28 protein-coding genes and 1 riboswitch are annotated in these 26,862 nt (G+C 45.6%); of the genes, 16 read left to right on the forward strand and 12 right to left on the reverse strand.

The genetic code is table 11. From position 1 onward, the window contains the following. Positions 1-16: 16 nt before the first annotated feature. Positions 17-1,843 carry a solute:sodium symporter family transporter gene (locus tag CN378_RS06685; protein ID WP_098351130.1) on the reverse strand — a complete coding sequence of 609 codons (1,827 nt, stop codon included), beginning with the start codon at positions 1,841-1,843 and terminating at the stop codon, positions 17-19. Positions 1,844-2,027: 184 nt separating this feature from the next. Beyond that, positions 2,028-2,129, forward strand: a riboswitch (purine riboswitch). Between the two features lie 142 nt (positions 2,130-2,271). On the opposite strand from CN378_RS06685, the gene CN378_RS06690 reads away from it, so the two are divergent. From CN378_RS06690 to CN378_RS06735, 10 genes are all read left to right on the forward strand, one after another. Next, complete coding sequence (locus CN378_RS06690; RefSeq protein ID WP_098351131.1) at positions 2,272-3,465, forward strand: NupC/NupG family nucleoside CNT transporter; 1,194 nt, start codon at positions 2,272-2,274, stop codon at positions 3,463-3,465. Positions 3,466-3,557: 92 nt separating this feature from the next. Continuing rightward, the gene (locus CN378_RS06695) at positions 3,558-4,061 is read left to right on the forward strand and encodes an acyl-CoA thioesterase (protein ID WP_034761222.1); all 504 of its coding nucleotides are present in this window, start codon (positions 3,558-3,560) and stop codon (positions 4,059-4,061) included. 190 nt (positions 4,062-4,251) lie between these two features. Beyond that, positions 4,252-5,229 (forward strand): BMP family ABC transporter substrate-binding protein, encoded by a 978-nt coding sequence (locus CN378_RS06700; protein WP_098351132.1) that lies wholly within the window; start codon positions 4,252-4,254, stop codon positions 5,227-5,229. Positions 5,230-5,254: 25 nt separating this feature from the next. After that, positions 5,255-6,913, forward strand: coding sequence for a methyl-accepting chemotaxis protein (locus CN378_RS06705; RefSeq protein WP_098351133.1), 1,659 nt, complete (start codon positions 5,255-5,257; stop codon positions 6,911-6,913). A gap of 431 nt (positions 6,914-7,344) precedes the next feature. Beyond that, complete coding sequence (gene mreBH / locus CN378_RS06710; RefSeq protein WP_034761217.1) at positions 7,345-8,349, forward strand: rod-share determining protein MreBH; 1,005 nt, start codon at positions 7,345-7,347, stop codon at positions 8,347-8,349. A gap of 190 nt (positions 8,350-8,539) precedes the next feature. Further along, positions 8,540-9,103: an RNA polymerase sigma factor gene (locus CN378_RS06715; protein ID WP_098351134.1), complete on the forward strand. Its 564-nt coding sequence runs from the start codon at positions 8,540-8,542 to the stop codon at positions 9,101-9,103. After that, positions 9,100-9,816: an anti-sigma factor gene (locus CN378_RS06720; protein WP_098351328.1), complete on the forward strand. Its 717-nt coding sequence runs from the start codon at positions 9,100-9,102 to the stop codon at positions 9,814-9,816. The genes CN378_RS06715 and CN378_RS06720 overlap by 4 nt, the downstream gene beginning before the upstream one ends. A 334-nt stretch (positions 9,817-10,150) precedes the next feature. Continuing rightward, positions 10,151-11,509 carry a copper amine oxidase gene (locus CN378_RS06725; protein ID WP_098351135.1) on the forward strand — a complete coding sequence of 453 codons (1,359 nt, stop codon included), beginning with the start codon at positions 10,151-10,153 and terminating at the stop codon, positions 11,507-11,509. Between the two features lie 74 nt (positions 11,510-11,583). Next, on the forward strand, positions 11,584-12,222 hold the full coding sequence (locus CN378_RS06730) for a class F sortase (protein ID WP_257141041.1): 639 nt from the start codon (positions 11,584-11,586) through the stop codon (positions 12,220-12,222). Positions 12,223-12,312: 90 nt separating this feature from the next. Then, the gene (locus CN378_RS06735) at positions 12,313-12,540 is read left to right on the forward strand and encodes a hypothetical protein (RefSeq protein WP_098351136.1); all 228 of its coding nucleotides are present in this window, start codon (positions 12,313-12,315) and stop codon (positions 12,538-12,540) included. A gap of 46 nt (positions 12,541-12,586) precedes the next feature. Here CN378_RS06735 and CN378_RS06740 read toward each other — a convergent pair whose 3' ends face one another. The 8 genes from CN378_RS06740 to queF all read right to left on the reverse strand — a co-directional run bounded on the left by CN378_RS06740 (position 12,587) and on the right by queF (position 21,301). Next, positions 12,587-13,654, reverse strand: coding sequence for a nitric oxide synthase oxygenase (locus CN378_RS06740; RefSeq protein ID WP_098351330.1), 1,068 nt, complete (start codon positions 13,652-13,654; stop codon positions 12,587-12,589). A 114-nt stretch (positions 13,655-13,768) separates the two neighbouring features. After that, positions 13,769-14,284 carry a GNAT family N-acetyltransferase gene (locus CN378_RS06745; RefSeq protein WP_098351137.1) on the reverse strand — a complete coding sequence of 172 codons (516 nt, stop codon included), beginning with the start codon at positions 14,282-14,284 and terminating at the stop codon, positions 13,769-13,771. Between the two features lie 78 nt (positions 14,285-14,362). After that, on the reverse strand, positions 14,363-15,334 hold the full coding sequence (locus CN378_RS06750; protein ID WP_098351138.1) for an NAD(P)/FAD-dependent oxidoreductase: 972 nt from the start codon (positions 15,332-15,334) through the stop codon (positions 14,363-14,365). A gap of 87 nt (positions 15,335-15,421) precedes the next feature. After that, positions 15,422-17,296: a ribosomal protection-like ABC-F family protein gene (abc-f, locus tag CN378_RS06755; protein WP_098351139.1), complete on the reverse strand. Its 1,875-nt coding sequence runs from the start codon at positions 17,294-17,296 to the stop codon at positions 15,422-15,424. Between the two features lie 233 nt (positions 17,297-17,529). Next, positions 17,530-17,643: an RAxF-45 family protein gene (locus CN378_RS23070; protein WP_098351140.1), complete on the reverse strand. Its 114-nt coding sequence runs from the start codon at positions 17,641-17,643 to the stop codon at positions 17,530-17,532. 79 nt (positions 17,644-17,722) lie between these two features. After that, positions 17,723-19,360: a DUF2339 domain-containing protein gene (locus CN378_RS06765; protein ID WP_098351141.1), complete on the reverse strand. Its 1,638-nt coding sequence runs from the start codon at positions 19,358-19,360 to the stop codon at positions 17,723-17,725. Between the two features lie 198 nt (positions 19,361-19,558). After that, the gene (locus CN378_RS06770) at positions 19,559-20,407 is read right to left on the reverse strand and encodes a YitT family protein (protein ID WP_098351142.1); all 849 of its coding nucleotides are present in this window, start codon (positions 20,405-20,407) and stop codon (positions 19,559-19,561) included. Positions 20,408-20,803: 396 nt separating this feature from the next. Continuing rightward, a complete protein-coding gene (gene queF / locus CN378_RS06775; protein ID WP_098351143.1) occupies positions 20,804-21,301 on the reverse strand; it encodes a preQ(1) synthase in 498 nt (165 codons plus the stop codon). A gap of 347 nt (positions 21,302-21,648) precedes the next feature. Between queF and CN378_RS06780 the strand changes: the two genes are divergently transcribed. From CN378_RS06780 to CN378_RS06795, 4 genes are all read left to right on the forward strand, one after another. Further along, entirely contained in the window at positions 21,649-22,299 is a 651-nt protein-coding gene (locus CN378_RS06780; protein ID WP_098351144.1) for a cobalamin B12-binding domain-containing protein, read from the forward strand. A 122-nt stretch (positions 22,300-22,421) separates the two neighbouring features. Beyond that, the gene (locus CN378_RS06785) at positions 22,422-22,919 is read left to right on the forward strand and encodes a hypothetical protein (protein ID WP_142323584.1); all 498 of its coding nucleotides are present in this window, start codon (positions 22,422-22,424) and stop codon (positions 22,917-22,919) included. Between the two features lie 23 nt (positions 22,920-22,942). Beyond that, complete coding sequence (locus CN378_RS06790; RefSeq protein WP_098351146.1) at positions 22,943-23,500, forward strand: beta-class carbonic anhydrase; 558 nt, start codon at positions 22,943-22,945, stop codon at positions 23,498-23,500. A 275-nt stretch (positions 23,501-23,775) separates the two neighbouring features. Continuing rightward, positions 23,776-24,228 (forward strand): DUF2269 family protein, encoded by a 453-nt coding sequence (locus CN378_RS06795; RefSeq protein ID WP_098351147.1) that lies wholly within the window; start codon positions 23,776-23,778, stop codon positions 24,226-24,228. Here CN378_RS06795 and CN378_RS22550 read toward each other — a convergent pair. Beyond that, positions 24,225-24,371 carry a hypothetical protein gene (locus CN378_RS22550; protein ID WP_179884832.1) on the reverse strand — a complete coding sequence of 49 codons (147 nt, stop codon included), beginning with the start codon at positions 24,369-24,371 and terminating at the stop codon, positions 24,225-24,227. The two genes, CN378_RS06795 and CN378_RS22550, sit on opposite strands and share 4 nt — an antisense overlap. Positions 24,372-24,417: 46 nt before the next feature. Between CN378_RS22550 and CN378_RS06800 the strand changes: the two genes are divergently transcribed. Beyond that, positions 24,418-24,861, forward strand: a complete 444-nt coding sequence (locus tag CN378_RS06800) for a GNAT family N-acetyltransferase (protein ID WP_098351148.1) — start codon at positions 24,418-24,420, stop codon at positions 24,859-24,861. A gap of 45 nt (positions 24,862-24,906) precedes the next feature. On the opposite strand, the gene CN378_RS06805 is transcribed toward CN378_RS06800, so the two are convergent. Further along, on the reverse strand, positions 24,907-25,221 hold the full coding sequence (locus CN378_RS06805; protein ID WP_098351149.1) for a phospholipase: 315 nt from the start codon (positions 25,219-25,221) through the stop codon (positions 24,907-24,909). Between the two features lie 174 nt (positions 25,222-25,395). On the opposite strand from CN378_RS06805, the gene CN378_RS06810 reads away from it, so the two are divergent. Continuing rightward, positions 25,396-25,899 carry a peroxiredoxin family protein gene (locus CN378_RS06810; RefSeq protein WP_098351150.1) on the forward strand — a complete coding sequence of 168 codons (504 nt, stop codon included), beginning with the start codon at positions 25,396-25,398 and terminating at the stop codon, positions 25,897-25,899. Between the two features lie 42 nt (positions 25,900-25,941). On the opposite strand, the gene CN378_RS06815 is transcribed toward CN378_RS06810, so the two are convergent. After that, positions 25,942-26,853, reverse strand: coding sequence for a phosphotransferase (locus CN378_RS06815; RefSeq protein ID WP_098351151.1), 912 nt, complete (start codon positions 26,851-26,853; stop codon positions 25,942-25,944). Positions 26,854-26,862 lie beyond the last annotated feature (9 nt).

Here is a 26,862-nt window from a genome sequence, read left to right on the forward strand (position 1 = left end):
AACTCATGATAGTTTTTTATTTCAGCAATTTGGTCGAGTAGATTGGGTTCAGGTTTTGTTGCATGGTGTATTTTTTGGTCCGGTTCAGTTTGTATGTTTTGTTTTTGAGCAGGTAGGCTCTGTATTTCTGGTTCCAGCTTTTCAGTGACCAGAGAATAAGGAGGGCAGTAGCAAGCACCAGTCCTGCAGTGGCGGGCCAGAAATAAGGTGAAATGACACCTGACTCGTATGCAAGGCCGATCGGTGAAAAGATGAAATACGTCAGGACGACTGAAGCCATCAATACGATCGACAGCGGGATGCTGTATTTCCATGGCATCATGTCCACCTTTGGATTATAACGGTATTCGTACGGTTTCTTCATCGGTTTCCACCAGCCGATCGCAAGCATCAGGAACACTTCTGCCACGAACAGAATTCCGTAGATGTGAATGAAGTTGATGTCGATCGTAAATCCGAAGAGATGACCTGTCCCCCACACCAGCATATAATACGTGATGACATGAAGGATAATGACCGTTTTCGCAGCTACTGCCGGAATCCGCTTTGAAAATACGCCGACTAAGAGGACCACGATGATCGGGATGTTAAAGAAGCCCGTGAATCGTCTGATCAGATCCCATAGCCCGTCCGTCGCATTGATCAATAACGGGGATACACACATGGATACAACGGCCAGAAGCGCCCCGAACCATTTACTGATTGTGATCAATTTCTGATCGCTCACATCCGGGTTGAACTGAGGCTTGTATATATCAAGGGCAAATAGCGTTGCTGCACTGTTCAGTAATGAATTAAAGGAGCTTAATACCGCCCCAAGCAGCACAGCCAGGAAAAAGCCTGTCAGGTATGAAGGAAGCACGGCGTTGATCAAAGCCGGATAGGCTAAGTCTACGCTCTTCAGGGAATCGCCATACAGATGAAAGGCAATGACTCCCGGGAGCATCATCATAAAAGGGACCAGCAGTTTATAAAAACCGGAAATGATGACCCCTTTCTGCCCTTCCGCCAGATTCTTCGCCCCAAGGGTACGTTGGATCACATATTGATTGGAGGCCCAGTAGAATAAATTCGCAAAGAGCAAACCGGTAAAGATGGTTGAAAAAGGAACGGAATCAGAGGCCGATCCAATGGAATTCAACTTTTCCGGATTTTTGGTGGCAATTTCTTTCACACCGGATAAGAAGCTGCCTTCCCCCAAGGCATAAAACCCTAAGATCGGAACGAGGATCCCAATGATCAACAGACCGATACCATTTAACGTATCGGAGATCGCCACAGCTTTCAATCCTCCAAAAATAGCATAGATACTGCCGATGATCCCGATCGTCCACACGATCATCCAAATCGATTGTGTGTAAGAAATTCCGAGCAGTGCGGGGACATCGAATAATTTCAAGACAGCAAGGGCCCCGGAGTACAGCATCGAAGGAATCGTTACAAACACATAACCAAGCATAAAGAGAATCGTCGTATATTGACGGACCCCCTTGTCATACCGCTGATTCAGAAACTCCGGCAATGTCGTGAAGCTTCTCCCCAAATATTTCGGAAGCAAATACAGGGCCATGATGATGATGGCGAATGCAGCCGTCACTTCCCACGCCATATTCGAGAGATTCGCACGGAAGGCCTGCCCATTCAGTCCGACCAGCTGCTCAGCCGATAAGTTTGTGAGTAGCAGTGACCCGGCGATGAATGTCCCTGTCAGCCCTCTCCCTGCCAAAAAATAACCTGTGGAATCATTCAGCGATCCCTTTGTTTTTATGTATGAAACCCACGCAACCAATCCCATGAAAAACACGCAGGACAAAAGTGTAAACAATAAACCATTCTCAAACATCGATCCTCTTCCCTTCATATTAAGTACTGAGACTGTTCCCTGAAAGTTATTCTAGTAAACTATTATGTTTGAGATTCTGTTAAAAATAGTAAAAAAGAACCGCCACGTTTTTCCAACGGATTCTTTCAAAAAAACGGTTGTGGATAGCTTTCATCCTGTGATAAAGTAGAGAACATATTTTAAAAATAACTTCATACGAATTCCTTATATATCTATGGTGATATGGACCATAAGTCTCTACCTGGCAGCCGTAAAGTGCCGGACTATAAGGAAAGTCTTTTCTATATGCTATGTGTATGGAGACTTTCCCTATGTTTATTAGAGAATGTCTTCATGCACTTTTTTATTTGTTTTTTTGAGAAGTCTGACATCATACGACATTACCCTAAAGGATTCGATGGAGAAATCATTTTTGGAGGATTGGTATTGTGAGTTTAGTCTACGGCATCTTATCTTTACTTGGCGTTTTATTTCTTGCGTGGTTGTTGAGCAGCAACCGCTCGGCCATTCAATGGAGGACGATCCTCATCGGCATCTGTCTTGAGTTTCTGCTCGTTCTCTTTGTTTTGAAGGTTCCTTTTGGACAGACTGTCCTGAAGAAAGCGGCACTTGGTGTCCAGAAGGTCATTGATTATAGCAATGAAGGAATCATGTTTGTATTCGGAGGATTCTTCGAAAAAGGGACGAACATCTCATTCGTCTTCGCCATCAATGTGTTAGGCGCCATCATCTTTATTTCTGCCTTGATCTCTGCCCTTTACTACCTGCGCATCATTCCGTTCTTTGTGAAATACATCGGGATTGGATTAGGGAAAATTCTTGGTACGACGAAGGTCGAATCCTTTAATGCAATCGGGAATTCGTTCCTCGGTTTGGCCGAAGCTCCTTTATTGATCAAGCCTTACTTAGTGAAACTGACCCGTTCAGAGCTTTTTGCCGTCATGGTCGGGGGTACGGCTTCAGCGAGCGGTGCCATCCTGATTGGATACTCGTTGATGGGGATCGATATGAAATTCCTACTTCTATCTGTATTCAGTGTTCCCATCGTCTCCCTTGTCATCTCGAAGATCATCGAGCCGGAAACGGAAGAATCACAAACAAATGGAGACATTTCATTAGGAAAAACCACTCATACGAACGTGTTTGAAGCGATTTCTGAAGGCGCCCTGAGCGGAACGCAATTAGCCATTAATATTGGCGGGCTGTTGATCGCATTCATCGGGATCCTGGCCGCCGTGAATGGGCTCCTTGGATTAGTGGACACGAGCCTTTCAACCGTATTCGGCTACGTATTTTATCCACTTGCTTTACTCGTCGGTATCCCGATGGATGAAGCATTCCGTGCCGCCTCCATCATCGGGACGAAGCTGTCTGTGAATGAGTTTGTGGCATACAAAGAGCTATCTGGAATGATGAGCGAGCTTTCACCCAAGACCGTGGCGATCCTTTCTGTTGCCCTTTGTAATTTCGCCAACCTGTCTTCCATCGGACAGCTGATCGTCGGACTGGGTTCATTAGAACCGACGCAACGACCGATGGTGTCTAAACTAAGCTTGAAGGCCATCCTTGCAGGAACACTCGCAAGCTTTATCACGGCCATCATCATTAGTATATTTCTATAATTTTTTGCGTCTTTTATGTTTCTTCCCGAGCACTTTAGTGAATAGTATAAGGTAGTAATCTTTTTTCACATTGACAACGGAAGGTGAAACCATTGAGAGAAAAAAAGACTATGAAAGAAACGAAAACCAGTAAAACGACCCATGTTCTTCCGCCTGATACGAACCATCACGGTACGCTGTTCGGTGGAAAACTGATGGCCTATATAGACGACGTGGCATCCATTGCCGCCACCCGTCATGCCCGCAAGCCCGTTGTAACGGCTTCCACGGATTCCGTCGATTTTCTTCAGCCCATTAAAGTCGGAGATGCGGTTACATTAGAAGCGATGGTCACTTATACCGGGCGCAGTTCCATGGAAATTTGCGTGAAAGTGACCTCGGAGGTCCTGCTGACAGGAGAAACCAATGTGGCTGCGATATCCTTCTTAACCTTTGTGGCACTGGAAGGAAACAAGCCGGCGATCATCCCTGAAGTCGTACCGGAAACAGAAGAAGAGAAATGGCTGAACGAAACAGCCCAAAATCGTGCCGAACACCGTAAAGCACGCAAAAAACATAGTGAAGAGCTGGCGGAATTTTTCCGTAAGGCGTATTAGTTTGTATGGAGATGCTTGTTATGGGCATCTCTTTTTTTGTGTCCATTTGTCCCTCGATAAAAATGAAACATTGGTCCACTCCCTCCACTCTTTTTTCCTTTTACACTTCAAAATAGGTCCGTCCCTCCGATATTAGAGAGGTACGGACATGTGAAGTGTCTTATCATTTTTTATTTTTGGAGGTTACGGTTTGAAAAAAATAGTCAGTATGTTTCTTCTTGTCATGCTTATGATGGCAGGATGCTCTACGCCCATGACGAATGAAACCAGCAAAGAAAAACAGCAAAGTATCGGTATCCTTCTCTCCGATACGGGTCTTGGGGATGGTTCCTTTAATGATTCCGCGTTCAGGGGGCTCGAACGTGCACGTGAAGAATTGGGGATTTTATTTGATTATAGAGAAGCGCCGGACGGGGATTTCGAAGGAGCCCTTCAGGAACTTGTCGATCAGGATCATGAACTTGTCATCGGACTCGGGTTTTCAATCCAGGATGCCCTTGAAAAAATCGCTGCAGAGAACCCCGATCAGAAATTTCTATTAATCGACGGATTTTCTGAACTTGATAACATTACATCGATTACATTCAAAGAACATGAAGGGAGCTTCCTTCTGGGTATGGTAGCCGCGATGAAATCCAAAACCGGTACGGTCGGGTTCATCAGTGGGGCAGATGTTCCTGTCATACAGCGCTTCGAAAAAGGGTATGAACAGGGCGCTAAATATATCAATCCTTCCATTAAGATCATCAAAGATACGGCAAACAATTTTGGTGATGCCGAATTAGGGAAGACCATTGCAGAGAAACAGATGAAGCAAGGGGCGGATTTCCTTTATCCTGCTGCCGGATTCACGGGGGTCGGGGCCATCCAGGCTGCCCAGAAAGCAGGTGCCTTATCAGGCGGTGTAGATTCGGATCAATATTTCATTGCCGAAAAATCCGTTGTCACTTCCATGGTCAAAAAAGTGGATAATGCTGTCTTTAACATAACAAAAGAGCTGACGAACAGTGGGAAGATCCCTGAGCACGCATATGAACTCGGGTTGAAAGAAGACGGTGTCGGACTTGCCCCCATTCGTGTCATCAGTCTTTCCCCGGATGAATCAAAAAAACTCGAAGACGCAAAAGAAAAAATCATCTCCGGGGATATCACGGTTAACATGCAATAATTCTACCTAAGGAGCAATCGATCTCATGGCATTAAAAAAACGTTTACTGATTTTGGGGCTGATCCCCCTTTTCCTTTCCACCATTATCATTGGTTACATCGTCTCACAATTGATTTCACTGCAGAACTCGGCAAAGGAAGATGTGCAGGTGCTTCTGGAGACAGAAACCTTAAGAGGGGATCTCATTGTAACAAAACAAGCTCTGTCGAATTACTCGGTCAACTCATCAGATGAAAATAAGCAGATGGTCGAAAATCTGTTGAAGCAAACCTCCACTCAGATAACCGAATTGAACAAACTCATTTCAGTGAGTAATCAAAAGCAGACCCTTTCTTCCATAGAGTCTAAATTCACCGATCTGAAGTCCGCGGCAGATACCGCTCTCAGTGATATGGACAAAGCGGAGATCAAACGGCAGTCCATCCGGATTTCCGGGATTCTGAACGATATGTATTTATTGAATAAACAAACAAGCGAATGGTATGAAGGTTTATTGAAAGAAAATAAAACTCAAATCCAGTTTATCGTCTGGGCGTCGATCATCGGGTTTATCGTGACCATCCTCCTTTCTCTTACAGCATCGAACCTCCTCACCAGGAGAATCGTCAAGCCGTTGAACCGAATGGTGGATCATGCTGAAAAGATGGCCCATGGAGATTTAACGATTACCATCGACTCCGTTAAAGAGAAAAACAGCCGATTCGAAGTCGATAAGCTTCAAACTGCCTTTCTTCATATGGTAGAAAATCTGCGGAGTACGGTTCAATCCGTCCATGACATCGGTAGTAAGGTCGAGACATTCACACGGGATGTACGCACGCAGATGACAAGTCTCACGGAAAGCAGCAACCAGGTTGCCCTTTCCACGGAGGAACTTGCCAAAGGAAGTCAATCGATTTCTGAAGATATCCAATCGACCGCTGCCCTTATGGCTGTCATGGGCGATGACTTCGCTCAAAATGTCGAACAAAGTGCACAATCTTCCGAGAGCAGTAAAGTCGCATTGACCTCTGTTGGAAACGGCCGAACTTCCTTAACGAAGCAGCAGGAATTTGCCGGGATGATCGCCGATTCTTCCACCTCCATCATGGATTCCGTCGAATCCTTCGCCCAATATACCGGGGAAATCGAAGACGCCGCACGAGCGGTCAGGGAAATCGCCGATCAAACCAACCTTCTTGCCTTGAATGCCGCCATCGAAGCCGCACGTGCCGGCGATGCCGGGAAGGGTTTCGCAGTCGTTGCCCAGGAAGTGCGAAAGTTAGCGGAGGACTCTTCTATTGCCACAGAACGCATAAGCAGCATGGTCGGTAACATTAAACATGGAATTCAGTCCATCATGGAAGCTTCCCAAAAAGGAAAGACCCTTTCTACCCGGCAGGTAGATTCCATGACCGTGACAGAACAGGCTTTTGCAGAGATTTCCGGCAATGTCTCTACTATATATGATAATCTTTCCAAGCTTGAGACAGGGATGCTTGCATCTTCCCAGCGGACAAACCAGGTGATTGCCGCCATCGAAAACATTTCAGCCATCACGGAAGAAACCGCCGCGGGTACCGAAGAAATTTCTTCTTCCACGGAGGAACAGCTCCGTTACTTTGAACGAATGAATGAGCAGGTTGGCGAATTGAATAAAATGACGATGGAAATGAAGAAAGAATTGGAGCGGTTTACGCTTTAGTAGAATGAGAGGATGCCTTGTGAGGAGGCATTCTCTTTTTATATTTCTAAAAGTATAAGTGTTTCGCTGGTCCGGGTCCCTTCCATTCACTGCTGTTCTTCCACTTTCCGCCAGTAACCTCACCCCATTACCCTACTGTCCATCTGAATACTAGTCAAAATAACCCCTTTTATTATTACAGAACGTTTAAATTTTTTTAACGAACAAAAGGAAGAGGTCCGCCCCTATATACGCACACAGGTATTTAAAAGGGCTCTATAGAGAGTTTTAATTTTTTGAGCAGCGCTTTCATGTCTGTCACAGTTTGTAACATTTTGTCGGTGGTAAATATCTCCACCTACATAACCCCCGAAAATCTCCTATACTGTATAGAAGGTTATACTGTATAGAAGGTTATACTGTCTAGAATTCTTATAGTTGGAGGAATACTGATGTTATCAAACTCTGAAATTGGGATCGATTTAGGAACTGCAAATATACTAGTTTACAGTAAAAATAAAGGAATTATACTTAACGAGCCATCTGTTGTGGCCATCGACACTGAAAACAAAACGGTATTGGCTGTTGGAACCGAAGCCAAGAGCATGATCGGGAAAACACCTGGTAAGATTGTGGCTGTCCGCCCTCTTAAAGACGGTGTGATTGCCGACTTTGACGTGACTACTGAAATGTTAAAGCAAGTGATGAAAAAAGCGAGCAAGAAACTTGGATTTTCTATTCGCAAGCCCACGGTTGTTGTATGTACTCCATCCGGCGCGACAAGTGTCGAGAGAAGAGCGATTCAGGATGCGGTGCGGGGAAGCGGTGCAAAATCCGTGACCCTTATCGAAGAACCTGTCGCTGCTGCAATCGGTGCTGACCTGCCTGTAGGCGAGCCTGTTGCCAACGTCATCGTGGATATAGGCGGTGGAACGACGGAAGTGGCCATCATCTCTTACGGTGGCGTTGTTTCCTGTAACACGATCCGAATCGGTGGAGATCAAATGGATGAAGATATCGTTCAATACGTGCGTAAACGCTACAATCTACTGATCGGTGAAAGAACGGCTGAACTTGTGAAAATTGAAGTAGGTCAAGCCCTCATCGACCATGAGGAAAGAACGATGGATATTCGCGGACGTGACCTGGTGACGGGTCTTCCGAAAACGATTGAACTTTCATCAAACGAAATTCAGGATGCATTGAAAGAATCCCTTCTTCATATCCTGGAAACCATCCGTGCCACATTGGAAAATTGCCCTCCTGAATTAAGTGGGGACATTGTGGACCGCGGTGTCATCCTGACAGGTGGCGGAGCACTATTAAACGGGCTCCAAGATTGGTTGAGCCAGGAGATCGTCGTACCGGTTCACTTAGCTCCAAATCCATTGGAGTCAGTGGCCATCGGGACAGGACGCTCCCTATCCGTGATTCACAAATTGCAAAAAGTAAAATAAGACGATTCTATCCCCCATTCATTTGGGGGATATTTTTATTTCCCACACCAAACCCATCTATTTACCCCAATAACAATTTTTTCAAACATTTGTGATCCAAATTCTTATTCCTCTCGTTAGCTTTTTAAAATTGAGTTCCACCCCGTTGTTTAGTATCCTTATTTTATATGTCAAAGATAAGGAGCGTATTATGCCCAATGATCGTCAGGATATAGATTTGTATCAACAAGTTTTGGCAAAAGATTCAACTGCATTACGGCAGCTTTATCAGCAATATGAAAAACTGATCTATTCATTTTCATATAAAATGACTGGAGACCGTGAGATTGCAGAGGAAGTGATCCAGGAGGTCTTCATGAAGCTTTGGAAGAAGCACGCTCCTTATGATCACAGTAAAGGAAAGTTTTCATCATGGCTGTTGACGATGACGAGAAACACGTGCCTTGATGCGATACGCAGACGCAAGAAACATGAGACTGTCGAATATATAGAGAAAGACTCCCTTCAGGTCACCTATGAAACTCCAGCGGATCAATTAGAGTGGAAAGAAAAAGGGACCGCGATCAGAGAGTGTATCCAATCATTAAAAGACGACCAGCAAAAAATCGTACAATTATTCTATTTCAAAGGATTGACTCAACAATCCATTGCCGAATCGACAGACACTCCACTTGGAACCGTTAAAGGAAGGATCCGTTTAGCACTCAAACATTTACACACGTGTCTCAAAGGGAAAGGAGGTACATTCGAATGACTTCACCACAATGCGATCTCTTACTGGATTACTACAACGGTCATTTATCTGAACTCGAGAAAGCTCAATTTGAAAAACACCTAAAGAGCTGCCCCCAGTGTCAGGAAGAACTTCATGAGCTGGAGCAGCTAATGGACTATTTGCCTTTTGCATCAGATGTTATAGAGCCTCCAAAAGACCTTGAGAACCGTGTTTTCACTCATATTCTGGGTGATGAGAAACCTGCTTTCACAGAGCCGCCTAAAATAACGAAGAAGAAAAAATCGTGGTTCCTTCCTTCTGTCGCGGCAGCATTGGCCCTTTCCTTAATTGGCAATGCGTATCTATTTACTCAGCTTGAGGATCAAAATGAAGTCGTGGAACAAGCAACGATCGATCAGGTCGTACAGTATGTCGATCTCGCCGCTGTTAATGGCAACGCCAAGGGAACCGCCAGCATCATCAAACAGGGCACGCAGACGAGCATGGTGGTCCAGGCTTCTGAACTCCAGGAACTCTCTGATGAAGAAGTGTATCAGGTGTGGCTTATAAAGGATGATAAGCCTGAGCGTGCCGGTACATTTGTGACAAGTAAAGATGGGAAAGGCTCTGTTGTATTTAAGTTTAATGAAGAATTCACCAAGAAAGATTGGGATACGGTGGCCATCACCCTTGAACCGGATGCCAATAGCCGGCTTCCCCAGGGAGACATCGTGTTAGCTTCCGAAATTTAAAAAAAGTTTCATTCAACATTTTGCCCGTCAGTCCAGGACTGACGGGCGTTTTTTTAGTTCGTACCTGTTTTAAAAGGAGAAAAATGCCAATCCAAATGTTTAGGAGTTTCAAACCAGGGAACATAGTCCTATGTAACAGAAGTTGTACAATAATTATACAAAACCTTCACTCTTTTAAAAGGTCACAGAGGAAGAGTCAAAATCCCTTTATCCTTCAAACTTTCGTTCTTCCTGAAAAAAAGAATTAAAAAAAGTTTTAAAAAAAGTGATCCGTATCAAAACTTCTGTCGTTAGCTTTATGAAAATATAAAAAACCAAAAGGAGAGAGTTACTTATGAAAATGAAAAAAAGTTATTTAGCCGTCCCATTGAGCATGACATTACTTATCCCGACTGCAGGTACCGTTTCGGCACACAACGGGGAAGATCATTCCCATGATGCCAAAGTGGATACACCGGCTGGAGAATTAAGAACCACACTGGATCACTTACTGACTGAGCACGCATACTTGGCCGTTGAGGCAATGAGACGCGGAGCAGAAGGCGCTGAAGATTTCGATGCAGCAGCTGGTGCTTTAAATGATAACGCAGCCGACTTAAAAGGCGCAATCGCTTCTGTATATGGTGAAGAAGCCGGGAACCAGTTCAACACGATCTGGACGAATCATATCGGATTCTTCGTTGATTATGTAAAGGCAACGGGTGCAAACGACCAGGCAGCGAAAGATAAAGCCCTGGAGAACCTGGCAGGATACAAAGAAGAATTCTCGAATTTCCTTGAGACTGCTACTGGTGAACGTTTGAAATCCGATAGTTTGGCAGAAGGACTTCAAATGCACATCAACCAGTTGATCGGCGCATTTGATAGTTATGTTGCCGGAGACTATGAAAAGGCTTACGAATACGAGCGTGAGGCAATCGATCATATGGGAATGGTAGCCAAAGGACTATCCAGTGCCATCACCGATCAATATCCGGACAAGTTCGAAAATACGATGGCCGTGACACCTGCAACGGACTTACGTTCCACCCTTAACCACCTGCTAACAGAGCACGCCGCCCTTGCGACAATGGCGATGCAGAACGGGATCGACGGTTCAAAAGACTTTGACGCTTCCGTTAATGCCCTGAATGCGAACACGGAAGATCTTTCTGCAGCCATCGCTTCTGTATATGGTGAAGAGGCAGGGAACCAGTTCAAGGATATGTGGTCAAGACATATCGGATTCTTCGTGGACTATGTAAAGGCAACGGGTGCAGAAGATGAAGCCGCAAAAGAAGAAGCAATCAAGAATCTTGATGGATACCGTGCTGAATTTTCAAAATTCCTTGAAACAGCGACAGACGGACGTTTGAAATCCGACGCACTCGCAGAAGGTCTTCAAATGCACGTGGAACAACTGACTGGTGCTTTCGACAGCTACGTGGCAGGTGACTATGAAAAGGCTTGGGATGAAATCCGCATGGCGTATGAGCACATGCTGAACCCTGCTAAAGGATTATCGGGAGCTTTCGTTGATCAATTCCCTGACAAGTTCAAAGCCAACATGCCTTCAGAAATGCCTAATACGGGTATGGGCGGTACCGCTGATACTGAAAACGGATTTCCATTCGAATTCCTGCTTGCAGCCCTGTTGATCATTGCAGGCGGAACAACCCTTGGAATGAAAAAATACGCTTCACACAAACAATAATCTTTAACATGAGAGGGACGGACCTGCATCAGGTCCGTCCCCCAGTGTGAAGATGAAAGGAGTGGCTTCACATAATGTATACTATGAGGGTTGTACTGCTTGTGCTTGTACTATTGCCCATTTCTGCCTGTTCTGCCGGAATTAGTTCAAATTCTACAGAAGAAACGGCGAAAACGCCCGGGAACCAGGAAAAGCCAGCAACCCAGATGGCGACTACCACCACCTCCCCTTCTCCGTTTGCCGATACCATCATTAAAGATGAGCGAAGCGGGATCATACCTGCGACGATCGAGATTCCTGCCATTGATGTCTCTACATCTGTAGAAGCGGTCGGTTTGAAGGAAAATGGAGAAATGGCCGTGACAGAAAGCTTTGAGACGACGGCTTGGTACCAGGGTGGATACAAGCCAGGTGAACCCGGCAACGCGGTCATCGGAGGGCATGTGGACAGCCGGAATGGTCCCGCCGTTTTTTATAAGCTGAACAAGCTTTCCAAAGGTGACAAAATCATCGTCAAAAATAAAGAAGGTGAAAAGAGGACCTTTGTTGTCAGAGAGAAGAAAGAATATCCTTGGGATGATGCTCCCCTTAAGACCATCTTTGGATACTCCCCTGCAAGCTCCCTTAATCTTATCACCTGTACCGGTGACTTTGACCGCTCTGCCAGGAATTACAGCAAGCGCCTGGTCGTCTATACTGAACTTGAATCCTGACTAAAAACAGCTCGGACACCCTCCGCTGCTGTTTTTTTATGGATAATTTTAGAAGAAACAAGAAATCCTACTAGTAAGGAAGGTGATACCATGAACGAGGAGCAATTGGAAGATCTATTCAGCTTCTATGGTTACGAGGATTTATATAAGCGGTTTAAGACTCCCCTTTATGTCACTGGGATCATGGATGATGCCGACGCTGAACTGCTCGAGGACTTCTTTGAGAACTTCACGTTCGATAAGCCTGTTTTATTCGACGAGTTCAGGTTCTGGTTTCAATATTATGAAGTTTCCAAGCGGCCGCCGTTTACTTTTTAGGTATGCAAAAAAGCTGTTCTCTGCATAAAACAGAAAACAGCTTTTCTTAGTATGGTTTATCTTGATAAAAGTAATTGGTCGACTTCCACGTGTTATCATATTCTTTATGGAAAATATGTGTTGTCGCCGGTGACACCGGCGGGATCAACCATGTCCAGTCCCCGGTCACATTGCGATCGGCATTTTTCTCATTTTCTTCGAATAGACGGAATTGCTGAGCCGCCGTATGATGATCGACGATGCTTACTCCCATTTCTTTGAACGAATGGAGAACGGCGATGTTCAATTCGATCAAGGCCTTATCCTTCCACAATGTTGCCGCCCTGGATGCATCGAGTCCCATGCAGCTGGCCACTTTCGGAAGAAGATTGTAGCGGTTCTCATCGGCAAGATTCCGTGCACCGATTTCCGTTTCCATATACCATCCGTTAAACGGTGCCGCCTTGTACGAAATCCCTCCGATCTTCAGTTCCATGTCGGAAATGATCGGGACGCCGTACCACCTTAATCCGAGATCCGCGAACCAATCGAACTCCGGATGACGGAGGGGCACCTCGAGAGTCAGTCCGGTCTTCAATTCCCTCAGCTCTGGAGGCTGATCCCCGATTTGCACGACGAAGGGAAGCACATCAAAGTCCGTCCCTTCCCCCTTCCAGCCAAGCTCCTGGCATTTACGGGTGAATTCAACGGAATGGGGATCTCCCTTGTACCGGCCGTCTTCCACATATCCCGCATACCGGATCAGTTGATGATTCCATAGGCGAATGTCCGGTCTGCCGGGTTGTGATGGTCTGAAAACCGTAATCGCCGGTCGGATCCGGCCTCCATTCGACGCAAAGTCCAAATGGCGGTCGAGGGCCTGGAACACCTCCTCCTCGGTCTCCGCTTCCCTCTCATCAAATACGTTCAACGAATTCCAGAACAGGCGGCCGATGCAGCGGTTGCTGTTCCTCCAGGCCAGCTTTGCGCCAAAGATTAGTTCTTCTGTTGTATGGGTATAGGTTCCCTCTGTATCGAGTTCATCCTTTATTTGTTGTAAGCGAGTCCCGATCTCTGCTTCGCTTTTATTCAATTCCTGATAACATTGTTGTATGAAGGCACTTGCCTCATCCATAATCGGTGTCAATATAATCGCTTCCCTGCTCTCTTATTCAGCGCATACTGTACCTTTAAGTATACCATTTTTCCCATATCATTTTCCTTGGTACATTTGAACAACCCTTGAATTCTAGAGAGTTACGGTTTTTTCATAGCATCTGTATTCCTGGTGACCTGGAGGTTTCGAGGTAAAATAGACCGATCCGCGATACTCATACCCCATTTTCTCATAAAGCGCTTTTGCACCCGTGTTTCTGGAGTAGGCGTCCAGCCTGATGCTCCCATATCCTTTTTCCCCGGCCAGTTCTTCACACTTTTCCATAAACGCCGTGCCGAGTCCTTTTCCCTGCTGCAGGGGATCAAGAAACAGGGCGTGGATCACCCATTCGTTATCAAGCTTCCACGGAATCTCTCTCCATTCCGGTGACTGCCATTCATTGAGGGTCGCGGAGCCCGCCACTTCCCCGTCCACCATCAGGACGTAGAGGTTCCCGCTTCCCATCTCTTCGTCAAAGTACTCCCTGCTTGGGTATTCATCATTCCACTGCAGCAGTCCCTTTTCATCGAGGTCATTTTTACATCGGATATATACATCCATGATCGTATCGAGCTCATCTGGAGTTGCCTTGATTAATTGTATATTCATGAAAATTCCCCTGCTTATCGTCGAATTTATGTAACTCTTAGTAGTGTTTGTCCGGGATCCTGTCGTTATGCGAACGGATCAAAATCCCTTGCATTTCCCGGCGATCCTTTCCCCGGCTGAAATCCCTGATAAATACGCACTTTCAAAGCGTGTCCTTCCTGCTTCATCATTTTCCCGCAGGAAGGCATCACCACATAACGTGATCCGGTGATCATGACCGGTTTCAACAAAAGGCTTGCTGATCACCCCCTCCGCTTCCGCATATCTCCATCTTTTCAATTGGGCTCCCCTGACCTCGCTTCCCTTTTCAAGATAACGTTCGGCCACCAGCCGGATCTCAGCCAATATCTCATGCTCCTCCGTACGGTCGTTCCGCTTCGACCAGTCCCCCGTCATATACACGCTGACGGTGACAGACGGAGAAATGCCCTTCTTACGGTGGTCCACGACCCTCTCCACCCCGTCAGGCAGATTCTCATCCAGATGACCCGGTGAGGGAATGCTGCTGTTCCCGTCGAGGGTGAATAAGCCCACAAAGCAGGGGGCAAAGGAAATATGGGATAACTGGGGCGGGGTCATGCCCTCAAGCAGGGATAAACCTTGAGGTACGGGGGCCGTCACCACACAATGGTTTGCAAGGATCCTCTCCCCACTTTCCAGTTCCACTTCCAGGGGTCCGTCCCTCCCTTCACGTATGGAAGATACTTTTGTGTTGAGTTTTACGGGGATGCCTTCTGCCAGGCGCTTTGCCAAAGAGTTCATTCCGGTTGGGGATGTGTACCGGGGGTAGGGGTCTCCGAACCAGCGTTTTACCCAACCCGATTTCAGCCATATTTCCACATCCCTTTCAAGCTCCCGGGACCGGACCGTGAAGAACTGGGCACCGTGATCGGCTTTCCCTTCCCCGATCCGCCTTGTGGCGAGCCTGCCACCGACACTTCGGCTCTTCTCCAGGATCAGGATGTCTTCTACCCCCTTTTCAATCAGGGTCCTTGCCGCCATGATGCCTGACAGTCCTCCTCCAATGATGATCACTTCTTTCGTCAACATCGTTCCTCATCCTCTCTTTTCTTTCATTATACGAATGTTTTCTGATAAAACGGAAGGGAGATGACTTCTATCGTCATCCCCCTTCTTTTATGCCAATAATTCTTCCAGCTCCCGATACATTTTGTTTCGTTCCATTTCCTTCTGTTCTTTTTCCTTGTACAGCCCCTGCAGGACATCCAGGTCTTCCCCGGAAAGAAGTTTTTCTTCAATGACAAAGAGCTCTTCTTCCAACCGTTCAAGCCCTGCTTCAATCTCCTCCACTGTAAGGGACGGCTTCTCCTCTGCCCGTTTAAGCGGTGTTTCCTTTACCCCTTTTATGACAGGTTCCTCCGGGGCGATTTCCGGAAGTTTTTCCTTCGCCCAGCTGTATGGACCGTCAAAGAAATAAATCTCTTCCTGATGGATCCAATACGTTTTTTTGAACAGCTTATTTAAAAAATACCGGTCATGGGAGACGGCAAGGATCGTGCCTTTAAAGTCCTCCAGGGCATCCTCCAGCACTTCCCGTGAATCGATATCCAGATGGTTCGTCGGCTCATCCAGCACAAGGAAGTTGATGTCCTGATGCATGAGCACTGCAAGGCGGAGCCTCATTTTCTCCCCACCGCTCAGCTGTCCCACCTTCCGGAATACATTCGGGCCATAAAACAGGAATCGGGCGAGGATATGACGGGCATCCCCTTCAGTGACGGCCACCTCATCCCTGAATGCATCAATCAAACGCACGGTCGGGTCAGCCGTGGTGAAGTGCTGGGAAAGGTAGCCGAGCTTCACATTGCTTCCGATCTTCACCGCGCCTGTATCCGAGGACTCTTCCCCAAGAAGCATCTTGATGATGGTCGATTTCCCGGTCCCATTCTGACCGACGATTGCCGTGCGATCCTTAAAATGAACAGTAAGGTTGGCATTTTCAAATAATGTCTTTTCCCCATAAGATTTCGAAACAGTGTCCATGGAGAACACGATTTTCCCGCTTCGATCACTTTCTTCAAATTCCAGACCCATCTTCCTGCGGTCGAGGATTGGACGCTTGATCTTTTCCATCCGCTCCAAGGCCCTTTCCATATTCCGGGCCCGCTTGTGAAGGGCTTCATTCGGCGGGTTGGCCTGGTTCGCCCATTCTTTTAACCGCTTGATGGCCTCTTTCATTTTCTTTATTTTCTTCTGCTGCTCCTGATAAGCCTGAAATTCGATCATCAGGCGCTCTTCCTTTTCCTTCACAAAACCGGAGTAGTTCGTATGATAGATCGTCAGCTCCCCGTCCTCTAGGTCATATACCTTGGTAATGACGTTATCGAGGAAATAACGGTCATGGGAAATGCACAGGACCGTTCCCTCATACTCCTTCAAAAAGTCCTCCAGCCATTCGACTGCGCCGATATCGAGGTGATTCGTCGGTTCGTCCAGAAGCAAAAGATCAGGCTTCTGCAGGAGGATGAGTCCGAGACAAAGCTTCGTCTGTTCCCCTCCGCTGCAGTCATTGAAATCTTTCTCCACCAGTTCACTGATGTCCAGGCCGTTCACGATTTTAGAAATAGAGGACTCTATTTCATATCCCCCGGCAAGAGTGAATTGATCCTGCATTCTGCCGTATTCCTCCAATAAACGATTGAGGATGTCCGGTTCATGCTCCGTCCCCATTTCGATTTCTAACTGCTTTAACCTTTCACCTGTCTTGATCAAATCAGAAAAAGCAGACCGTAATACATCGATTCCTTTTGTCCCTTCAGGATAGTGGGGGATTTGCGCAAGATAGCCTACCTTGGCTCCCTTTTTCAAATGAACAAGACCTTTATCGGCTGCTTCCACACCAGATAATAATTTAAAAATCGTCGTCTTCCCCGTACCGTTCCTTCCGACAAGGCCGATCCGGGCTCCTTCCGGTATTTCAAAGGATAAATCCTCAAATATTACATGTCCTCCAAACATCTTGCTTAATTCCTGTGCGCTGCATAGTATCATGTTCCTCTTCCTTTCGTTCATCTATTTTAAGGTAAGAGGTTCCGTTTTAGATCACAAAAAAGCCATGAGGAAGCAGAAGGCTCTCCCATGGCTGTTTGAAATGCGATTGTACCGCACTTCCCCCTTTTGTATAAAAGAAGGCGCAAAAAAAGAGAGCGAAAACGCCCCCTCTTTCCGAATTCTTTATAAAAAAGTGATTGGAATTGAGACCTCTTACCGTTCAGTATTCATATTCATTTGCTAAAAAAGGGCATACGTGTCCCCTTGAATGCAAACGCATGAAAAATTGCACGGCAAATGTAAATATAGTCTAAATACTTTCCACGCAATCCTACAGAACGATTCATCTCAATTCCACCTCCTTCATTCTTACACGTTAGTTTATATCATCATTATATAATTATTCTGAAAGCATTTGCAATGTGTTTATTTCTTTTTATATAAGATCCTTGATAGGATAAGCCCGATCACCCCAATCGGAATCAGGATCATGGCACGGATCGTGAAATCCAGGAACACAAGATCTGCCAGGAAGAATTTCACCAGGGCAAGAGCTAAAAAGCTGATTCCCACCCAGCGGTAGAACACATCCTTCCTGCTTTCCCCATAAATGAGATAGCCGATGGAAAGAGCCGCAATGGCGACGGTGAAGGCGGTCGTCCGCGGTGTGTACTCCCAGCCGATGACAATATAATCTGTAAAACGGAACACAAAGGACAGCACCAGCCCGGTTAACACAACTTTCATGAAGGTCGTCGACACATTCAGGAAAGAAGATGCCTGTCGGTTGTAATGGGAAAATACATAAACATAACCGAAAGCCAGGATGAAAATCGGGACTTCAATCGTAAAGAAATCATCCGATGACCCGACGGCCACACCCAGGAATGAGAAGATGATCAACAACATGGAGCCGGCAAGACCGGTATAGCTCTCCCTTCTTCCCGCAAGCCATAAAAGGGCATTCGCCTGGATGGCAACGAGGACGAAGCGCCAATCGTATTCGAACAGTTCAAGCAGGAGCAAAAGAACATGAAGGAATCCGAGGACGAGCAGGACATCCTTCGTTCGTTTCTTTTCCTTCGGTTCAATACATGATACACCGATATAAACGGATGCGAATACCACATAATACATGAGTGGTATGCTGACATAAATATCATTCAAAAGTCCAAGAAGGATGAAACAACCTGTCACGAGGGCCGGGATCATTTCGGCGTTCACCCGTTCATCCCGGTTAAGGACGATCAGCAATAGGATATACGCGTGCTGAACCGCAAAAGGAATCAGGACGGTTAACGTGATCTCGCCCACTCCAAAGGCCGCAAAGAAAAACAGGGAGAAATACAGTAAATAATAATGAATATTCCATGCAATCCGGTACCTCTTCAACGTGCTGAACGTCATCAACACAAAGAACAGCACCAATTCGTATCCGTAAAACAGCCATTCATTCCGTTCGTCCCCTGCGAAAATAAACGGAAACAGATACGCTCCTGACCCGATCAGGCACAGGATCAATTGGGAACTGTGCTTGTGAGATGCCCACAGACCGACGGAAATGATGATGATTAATAACAGATTTGTCGTGAGTCCCCCTATATACCCGTAAAGGATGTTAGCTGAAAATAATGTAATGATCGCAAGGACAATGCTTCCTGACAAGAGTGTAAGGGATAGTTTGCGCTGATCCCGGCTGTACCTCTCCCCAAGTGCGTACATCACGATACTGATCAAGGCACCGGTCAACACCCTCAACCCAGGTGTCACCCATCCGTTTTGGGAAGCCGCCATGAAGCCCCATATACTGCCTATTAATAGAACAAACAGGAATACTTTCGGCAGCCAGCGCTCCACTGAGAAGTCATATGGCTCTTTTTCAATGAAAGGCTCCGTTGTTTCCGCAGGTTCCTGTTTTTCAATTTCCGTATAGACCTCTGCTTTTTGTATGACGGGTGAGTCACTTTCGCTCTTCGCCTGAATCAATTGCCTTTTGACAAGATAAAGCTCTTTTTCCAAGTAGCTGATTTTTCTCTCTAATCGCTCAAACTCTTCCTTCTCCATCACTCCACCCCCTTACATTTATTTATACAGGAAAGATGGAATATTTTCCTTTATTTTTTAGAATGTGGGGGATTAATTTCTGCCGGGGCGCCGGGTGGGGAGCGGAAATCAACTACCAATTTCTTCAAAAGAATCGGCACACGCTTAATAAAGAAACATAAAAAACTCCACCTTCTCTATAAAGGTGGAGCCTCTCTGCTATGCTAATCGTTTGAAGTTTTGACCAAGGATTTCGTTCATGGTATGAACGGTGATGAACGCCCGGTTATCGATCTGGGTGATGAAGCCTTTCAGCTTGGAGAAGTCCTTGCGCCCCAGGATCGTCGTGATGACTTCCTTCTCATCGGACGTGAACGCTCCCGTTGCTGTATGGATCGTGGCTCCTTTTCCAAGCTCGTGAACGATATAGGACTTGATTTCATCACTGTACCTGCTGATGATGACAATTTCTTTATTAGAGTTGAATTGCTGCAGGGCATAATCGATGACCAGTCCGTTCAGGATGACACCGAAGAATGCATACATTCCGACTTGAGGGCCGAACAGGACGGCCGACGACAGGGCGATCGATAAGTCAGCCAGCAATACGCCCCTGCCGACATCTATATTGAAATATTTATTAAAGATCAGGGCGATGATATCCGTTCCACCCGTTGATGCCTGCTGGTTGAACACGATGGCCATCCCGGTTGCGGCAATGCATTGACCGATGATCAATTGAATCAGGATATCATCACTTAATGGCGCACTCATCGGGGCGAATCGCTCTAATAACCAAACATAGAATGAAAGGGCGAAACTAGCATAAATGGTTTTCGCACCGAAATTAAAGCCGAGAAAAATCACACCGACGATAAATAGAATGACATTGATGATAATCATGAACAATCCAAGAGACAATCCCGGAAACAGATCGTTCATGATGATCGACAATCCACTGACTCCCCCTGTCGCTAAATTATTAGGCGATAAGAAAAAATGGACATTCACCGAAACAAGAAATGCTCCGAGATTCATCATTAAGAAGGAAAATATTCTTTGTCGCATCACCGCAACCTCCTTTTTCTTTAAGATTTTTTTGGTTTTCCGTAAAAAGTTGAACAACGGGATTATAAAGCCCATCAAGACCCTTTGTAAAGGGAATCCGGTTAAAAAAATAAGGTTTAATAATTGTGAAAATTGGAAGGGTTTCCAGATGTGATGAGGGTGGGGATGAGGTTTGAGGGGGAGTGTTCTTTACAGTCAAATGGATAAACCAGCCGTGATCTCTTATAATCCAGCCGTTTTGTTGGAAAATAGAGCCGATTGCTCTGATAATCCAACCGGTTCGGGCCAAAATCCGGCCGGTTTCACTCATAATACAGCCGATTAACAATTATCTCCAACAAATCCCTCGCCAACGGCAAAAAAAGGACGATCCCATTCAGGAATCGTCCTTCCATCTTATCGATTATCAATCTTCTCCGGATACAAATCATGATTCATCAAGCGGTGGTCGGCCATCGTTTCATATTTCGTACCCGGCCTTCCGTAGTTGCAGTATGGATCGATACTGATTCCGCCACGCGGGGTGAATTTCCCCCATACTTCGATGTAGCGCGGGTCCATCAGCTCAATCAGGTCATTCATGATGATGTTCATGCAGTCTTCGTGGAAGTCTCCATGATTGCGGAAACTGAACAAATAAAGCTTGAGTGATTTGCTCTCCACCATCTTTTCACCTGGTATATAGCTGATGTAGATGGTCGCGAAGTCCGGCTGACCTGTTTTCGGGCAAAGGCTTGTGAATTCGGGACAATTGAATTTCACGAAATAATCCCGGTTCGGGTGCTTATTGTCGAATGCTTCCAAGATATGTGGGGCATACTCGAACAAGTAATTTGTCCCTTGATTCCCTAATAATGATAAATCTGTTAAATCTTCGTCTTTACGTCCAGACATGTAAAAAATCCTCCTCTTCATAGTGACCCGAATGAAGGAGGACATAGCATTAGCCTTAGAATCGACGGAACAGGCAGGTAAATTGCAAAATATGTTGAATCCTGTTACGCTTAAAGGATAACTTGGCACAGACTAGGCCAAGTCAGATTCATAGAACCATAGTTTTTTATAGAGGGTTAATGCTATGAACCTCTCTCAGTTAGCTGAGTGACACTTGTTGGTATAGAGGTAATATTAAATAAGAATTTCGGGAAAGTCAATCCAATTATAGATTGAAACGTACAGAAGGATTTTCGATTAAATCTATAGAATATATTAAATGGTATTTTTGCTAGGAGTGATCGTAAATGAATCAACTGGTAAAGGCTTTCACCAAGTCTATTCTAGAGGGTGACGTGCATTCACTATTGGAATTGCATTCCACTTCCATTCACTCAAAAATAGATAACTTTACTTTTTACGAGAAAATCATTAAACCTTCTATGTATAGAATAGGTGACCTTTGGGAGAAAAATCAAATTACCGTTGCAGATGAGCATCTGGCCACTGCTACCCTTAAATATTTGCTTGCTACTGTTTTTACCCATCAGGAGGCTTTTGAAAACCATCCGAAAGCCCTTTTATTCTGTATAGAGGGTGAACATCACAGCCTTGGGCTCGAGCTTGCGAACGAAGTATTCAAAGAAAAGCAATGGAATACCCGCTACCTGGGTTCCAATGTCCCTGTCAAGGACGCCCTCGCCTTCATCAGTGCATGGGAACCTCACGCCGTTGGGATCTCCATCGGTATGACGACAGAACTGACCAGGTTAAAAGAGTGCATCGGAGAGATCAGATCTCATCATAAAGAAGTTGAAATACTCGTAGGCGGCAGACTCATTTCTAACTATTCCCTTGATTTCCTGGAAAAATCAAAGGTGTCAAGCTTCCACGATTTGTTGGAGCTGGATGAATATCTGACCGATATGTCCGAGGTGCTTGTTTCCCTGAAGGGCTAACTCCTTACCTATAGGCAGCCGGACAAAATGAGGTTCTACTGAATGTTAACCCACATGATATTATCGCCATTTAGGCGGCAGAGGGCAATGACGTCCGTGACCTTACACAAAGGAGCGATCATGTGGAAAATTTACACTTATGCCCTATTCCCTATCTATTGCTGGATAGGCAGTTTAATTTAATAGATGCCTCTAATTCAGGCTATGATTTTTTAATGCCCGGTGAAAATTTCATGTCCATCGTTGAAGAAGAAAGTTCACCGAAGTTCGCACGTATCATTCATAAACGTACTCAAGGTGAGATGGAACTGAATTTGAAGAAAAATGATTCGTTCGAGCTTTTCGACATCTTCTTTCAGTTTTCAGATCTCCAACAGTATTTTCATGTAGCCATCATTGCAAAAGACAACCAGTATAAAAAGGTATCAGAGCAAATGAACGGCTTGTTCGACCTCATGGGTAAGTCCACTTATCCAAGAAAAGAACCGAATCTCACAGAAGTACTTGCGAAAGTTTCTTCATTATATTTAAAACTTGCCAACACATCTGATTGGAATCGGCAAGAAGTTATGGATAAAATAAAAGAGATAGAACATCACATTCAACAAAATGTGAAATAACTTTATTTTATAGGAGAGACGATATGACTTTATTAACGAACATACTTGATTACAACAAACAATTTGTAGAAGAACATTCGTATGAGGAGTACCGGACAACCAAGTTCCCGGACAAGCGCCTAGTGATTCTTACTTGTATGGATACTCGTTTAGTAGAGCTATTACCTAAGTCCATGAACATGAAAAACGGCGATGTAAAAGTCGTCAAAAATGCAGGCGCCATCGTAAGCCACCCTTTCGGAAGCATCATGCGCAGCCTGCTCGTGGCAGTCTACGAACTGCAGGCCGATGAAGTTATTGTGATCGGTCACCACGACTGCGGCATGAGCGCCATCAACAGCGATCAAATCCTGAACAAAATGAAGGACAGAGGCATTACGGAAGATACACTCGACACCGTCAACTTCTCCGGCATCGACCTTCATGACTGGCTGAAAGGCTTCAACTCAGTTCAAGAGAGCGTCGCCCACAGCGTAGAGATGATCAAGAAACACCCGCTTATGGATAAAAAGATTCCCGTCCACGGACTCGTCATCAGTCCAGAGACCGGAAAGCTCGACTTGGTAGTGGAAGGCTACTAAAAAAGCCAAAGGCCCTGCCGGTGACGCAGGCAGCCCCACCGGCATAATCCAAAACCCCCAGAAGGCACAACGCCTTCTGGGGGTTTTTTGGTATCTATAGGAGGGACGGACCTCAAAAATCAACATGATTCAAGGCTTAATCCCTATGATATCAATGTTTATAGGACTGAATGAGAGGTCCGTCCCTCTAAAAAATGAAAAAAATCCTGGAAATAGGGACTAAATTACTATACAATGAAATATGGTTTAAATTACCTGATATGGAGGTGAATAACATGTCAATCTATGGACTATTGGTTCTTGTCCACGTTATTGCTGCAGTCGCAGGACTTGGCGCCAGCTTCGCGATGCCCGTTGTGATGCGTACACCTGAAACGTCACATCAGGCGAAGTTCTCGTTGGAGCTCAGCAAAAGGATCGAGACCTTTGCAAAAGTCGGCAGTATCGTGCTGCTTATTACCGGTCTCATCATGGGTATTATGAACCCTTATTTATTCAAGACGGGATGGTATATCGCGTCCATCGTCATCTACATCGGAGTTCAATTCATCGTCGCCGGCATCATGCCGAAGAAAGTAAAGCAAATGGCTGAGATCATCCATGGCCACGAGGGTGAAGACGTACCGGAAGCCTACGGAAACATCAACTCAGAATTAAAGCCATACAACATCATTATACATAGTGCCGCTATCATTCTTATTATCTTAATGTCTATCAAACCATTTTAATTCTGAGTCGCCAGCCTGCTTGATGCGGGCTGGTTTTTTATTGGATTGAGGGGCCGCGCTCCCCCTTGAACATCACTTTTATTATCAATCATTCCGTTATAGAAAACAGACTTTTTATTCTTCCCCACCTCAATTTCCGTCATGTTCCCTCCACCCACTCATAAAATAGTGTAAGTAAGGAGGGATTGGATGAAGGTATCTCGTGCTCGCCTTTCAGACTTGGAAGGGCTTGTGGATTTGTTTGATTGCTACCGTATGTTTTACCATCAGGCGTCTGATAAGCCTGGCGCCAGAAAGTATCTTGAAGACCGCCTGTCTCATGATGAATCCGTCATTTTCGTCGCCGTCCACCATGACGAATATGTGGGATTCACCCAGCTTTATCCTTCTTTCTCCTCCGTTTACATGGAACGGATCTGGAAGCTGAATGACCTTTATGTATCTTCTCCGGCCCGGAACCGGGGAGTGGGTCAGATGCTGTTGGATGCAGCCAGAATGCATGCTGAACAAACCCATTCGAAAGCACTCATCCTAGAAACGGATCGGGACAATGTGGGGGCACAGGCATTGTATGAACGGAACGGTTATAGAAAGGAAGAGTTGGTGTATCATTACACCCTCCACCTTAAATAGACAGAGTAAAGAAGGTCCGTCCCTCAAAACGGCCCTTCTTTTTCTTTAGATCCAAGACCTTCTGCACCTGCCCCTTTCACATCGATCCTCCTGGCATTTAACCTTCGCCTGCAATTGCATGTATTGATAGAAGAGAAATGCGTGGCGTCCTTTTCGGGTATGAGGATTGATTTCTCTCTCGAGTTTCTTCATGAACATGCGGTCACACTCACAGGTCGGTCCGTACCTGTCGTAGCAAAGGTCATGGGCTTTACACGCTGCATCCACTGAATTGACCGGTGCACCCGGGCCGCTGCACCCCGGTCCGCACCATTTATATTCAGGGAAAATACATAGTTTTGGCGACACGTTTTTTCTCATCGTTTTCTTCCTTTCCAGTCATGATTTGCACACTTATACGTTTTAATTCTCACACAAAGGGAATTACACTTTATGTGAGAAAAAGTCATTACTATACTGTATGAATGTCAATCCGGTCAGGTTTGTCCTAACGCCTATCTGACTGGAAAAGAAAAAACATAGGAGGAATGAATAATGGCAACTTTTCAATTAAATGATACGGTACCAAATTTCACACTCCCGGCAGTTTCCGGTGAAACATTCTCGTTTGAAGACCACCGGAAAGAACATCAAAGCTGGCATCTCATCGTCTTCTTCCGAGGGTCATGGTGCCCTGTATGTCAGGAAGAATTAAGGGAACTTCAAGCAAACAAGGAATACTTCGAAAAACAGAATGTTCATTTACTGACGATCTCCAGTGATAAGATGGAGGACTTACAGGAGTTTGCAAACAAAGAAGATCTGACTTTCCCGGTCTTAGCCGACGAAAAATTAGAGGCGATCAAAGCTTATGATGTTTTCTATCATGGTGAAGATGCTCCGTATGAAGATCATGGCCAGCATGGTGAACCGGCTTACTTCCTTGTGAATGAAAAAGGACAAGCCATGTATCAACAAAGACAAACGAGTCCATTCGGACGTCCACATGCCAATGAACTGCGTAAGATCGTGAAATACATTCAAAAGAACGTGAAATAAAAAACAGGAAGCCGAGTTGATAAAATGATCAACTCGGCTTTTTTATGTCAGGGCAAGCTCCAGGCTCTTCCGGGCTTCCATCAATGTATGGGGCTGCTTTTCATGATAGCCGTAAAGAAGTAAAACCACGTTCGTATAGATGGCTTTAAATCGCGCGTATTCCAACTCGACCTCTTCTACCTCTCCATATTCCCTAAAAAACACCTCTCGACCTTTTGGAGTGAGAAAACAATACACGAGATTCAGATCAATCGCCCGATGACCAAGGTGAGCATCTCCCCAATCGATGATTCCTGATAACACCCCTTCTTCATCTACCACGATATTTTTAAAATGAAGGTCGCCATGGACCAATATCGTTTCCTGTGGCAAAGGCTTCCCGGGCAAGTGATCAAGATACCTCTCCAAATCTGCCACTTGTGGAAATAGGCCAAGCTTCTTGATTTCGTGCGTGTTTTTTTCCACCACAGCCTTCCGTTTTTCAACATTCAACCGATCCATTTCATCATAAGGGACTCCTCGTTTCTCAGCTTCTGAGGGATCTGTTCCATGCAGTTTTTTAAGAAACCGCGCCAGCCTTATAGCCGTCCCCCCTTCTCTCAAAACCGCATCTGCCCGGGATGGTAAGGTTCCCTCCACAAATCGGTAACCAAGAAAGGGCCATTTATAAAGGGACGAGGGCTTGCCGTAATGGACGGGTACCGGAATCTGAAGATCCAGCCCTCTATCTTCAAGGAGGGGCAAGAGCTTCCCTTCCGTTTCCAAAAGCCTTACGGCGATCTCACGCCTTGGAAAACGGAAAATCCAATTTTCATTCACTTTCATCACCGTATTATCAAAACCGTAGTCAATGATCCTGATGTCAGCAGGGATCAATTCCGGAAACTGAGCTTGTATCAATGTTTCAGCCTGCCGGGTGCTGACAGCTATCTCCGCATCCCATAGATGTGTCATATGCAGTAC

The sequence above is a fragment of the Bacillus sp. AFS015802 genome, from assembly GCF_002561455.1.
Taxonomy (GTDB): Bacteria; Bacillota; Bacilli; order Bacillales; family Bacillaceae_B; genus Rossellomorea.

Bases quoted from the DNA above. Each gene is read 5' to 3' on its own strand.
- CN378_RS06735 (WP_098351136.1), top strand. From the start codon at position 12,313: ATGAACGAGGAGCAATTGGAAGATCTATTCAGCTTCTATGGTTACGAG.
- CN378_RS06790 (WP_098351146.1), top strand. From the start codon at position 22,943: ATGACTTTATTAACGAACATACTTGATTACAACAAACAATTTGTAGAA.
- CN378_RS06805 (WP_098351149.1), bottom strand. From the start codon at position 25,221: ATGAGAAAAAACGTGTCGCCAAAACTATGTATTTTCCCTGAATATAAA.
- CN378_RS06725 (WP_098351135.1), top strand. From the start codon at position 10,151: ATGAAAATGAAAAAAAGTTATTTAGCCGTCCCATTGAGCATGACATTA.
- CN378_RS06815 (WP_098351151.1), bottom strand. From the start codon at position 26,853: ATGACACATCTATGGGATGCGGAGATAGCTGTCAGCACCCGGCAGGCT.
- abc-f (WP_098351139.1), bottom strand. From the start codon at position 17,296: ATGATACTATGCAGCGCACAGGAATTAAGCAAGATGTTTGGAGGACAT.
- CN378_RS22550 (WP_179884832.1), bottom strand. From the start codon at position 24,371: ATGACGGAAATTGAGGTGGGGAAGAATAAAAAGTCTGTTTTCTATAAC.
- CN378_RS06745 (WP_098351137.1), bottom strand. From the start codon at position 14,284: ATGAATATACAATTAATCAAGGCAACTCCAGATGAGCTCGATACGATC.
- CN378_RS06770 (WP_098351142.1), bottom strand. From the start codon at position 20,407: ATGCGACAAAGAATATTTTCCTTCTTAATGATGAATCTCGGAGCATTT.
- CN378_RS06685 (WP_098351130.1), bottom strand. From the start codon at position 1,843: ATGTTTGAGAATGGTTTATTGTTTACACTTTTGTCCTGCGTGTTTTTC.
- CN378_RS06715 (WP_098351134.1), top strand. From the start codon at position 8,540: ATGCCCAATGATCGTCAGGATATAGATTTGTATCAACAAGTTTTGGCA.
- CN378_RS06720 (WP_098351328.1), top strand. From the start codon at position 9,100: ATGACTTCACCACAATGCGATCTCTTACTGGATTACTACAACGGTCAT.
- CN378_RS06780 (WP_098351144.1), top strand. From the start codon at position 21,649: ATGAATCAACTGGTAAAGGCTTTCACCAAGTCTATTCTAGAGGGTGAC.
- queF (WP_098351143.1), bottom strand. From the start codon at position 21,301: ATGTCTGGACGTAAAGACGAAGATTTAACAGATTTATCATTATTAGGG.
- CN378_RS06800 (WP_098351148.1), top strand. From the start codon at position 24,418: ATGAAGGTATCTCGTGCTCGCCTTTCAGACTTGGAAGGGCTTGTGGAT.
- CN378_RS06810 (WP_098351150.1), top strand. From the start codon at position 25,396: ATGGCAACTTTTCAATTAAATGATACGGTACCAAATTTCACACTCCCG.
- CN378_RS06730 (WP_257141041.1), top strand. From the start codon at position 11,584: ATGTATACTATGAGGGTTGTACTGCTTGTGCTTGTACTATTGCCCATT.
- CN378_RS06765 (WP_098351141.1), bottom strand. From the start codon at position 19,360: ATGGAGAAGGAAGAGTTTGAGCGATTAGAGAGAAAAATCAGCTACTTG.
- CN378_RS23070 (WP_098351140.1), bottom strand. From the start codon at position 17,643: ATGAATCGTTCTGTAGGATTGCGTGGAAAGTATTTAGACTATATTTAC.
- mreBH (WP_034761217.1), top strand. From the start codon at position 7,345: ATGTTATCAAACTCTGAAATTGGGATCGATTTAGGAACTGCAAATATA.
- CN378_RS06740 (WP_098351330.1), bottom strand. From the start codon at position 13,654: ATGGATGAGGCAAGTGCCTTCATACAACAATGTTATCAGGAATTGAAT.
- CN378_RS06795 (WP_098351147.1), top strand. From the start codon at position 23,776: ATGTCAATCTATGGACTATTGGTTCTTGTCCACGTTATTGCTGCAGTC.
- CN378_RS06705 (WP_098351133.1), top strand. From the start codon at position 5,255: ATGGCATTAAAAAAACGTTTACTGATTTTGGGGCTGATCCCCCTTTTC.
- CN378_RS06750 (WP_098351138.1), bottom strand. From the start codon at position 15,334: ATGTTGACGAAAGAAGTGATCATCATTGGAGGAGGACTGTCAGGCATC.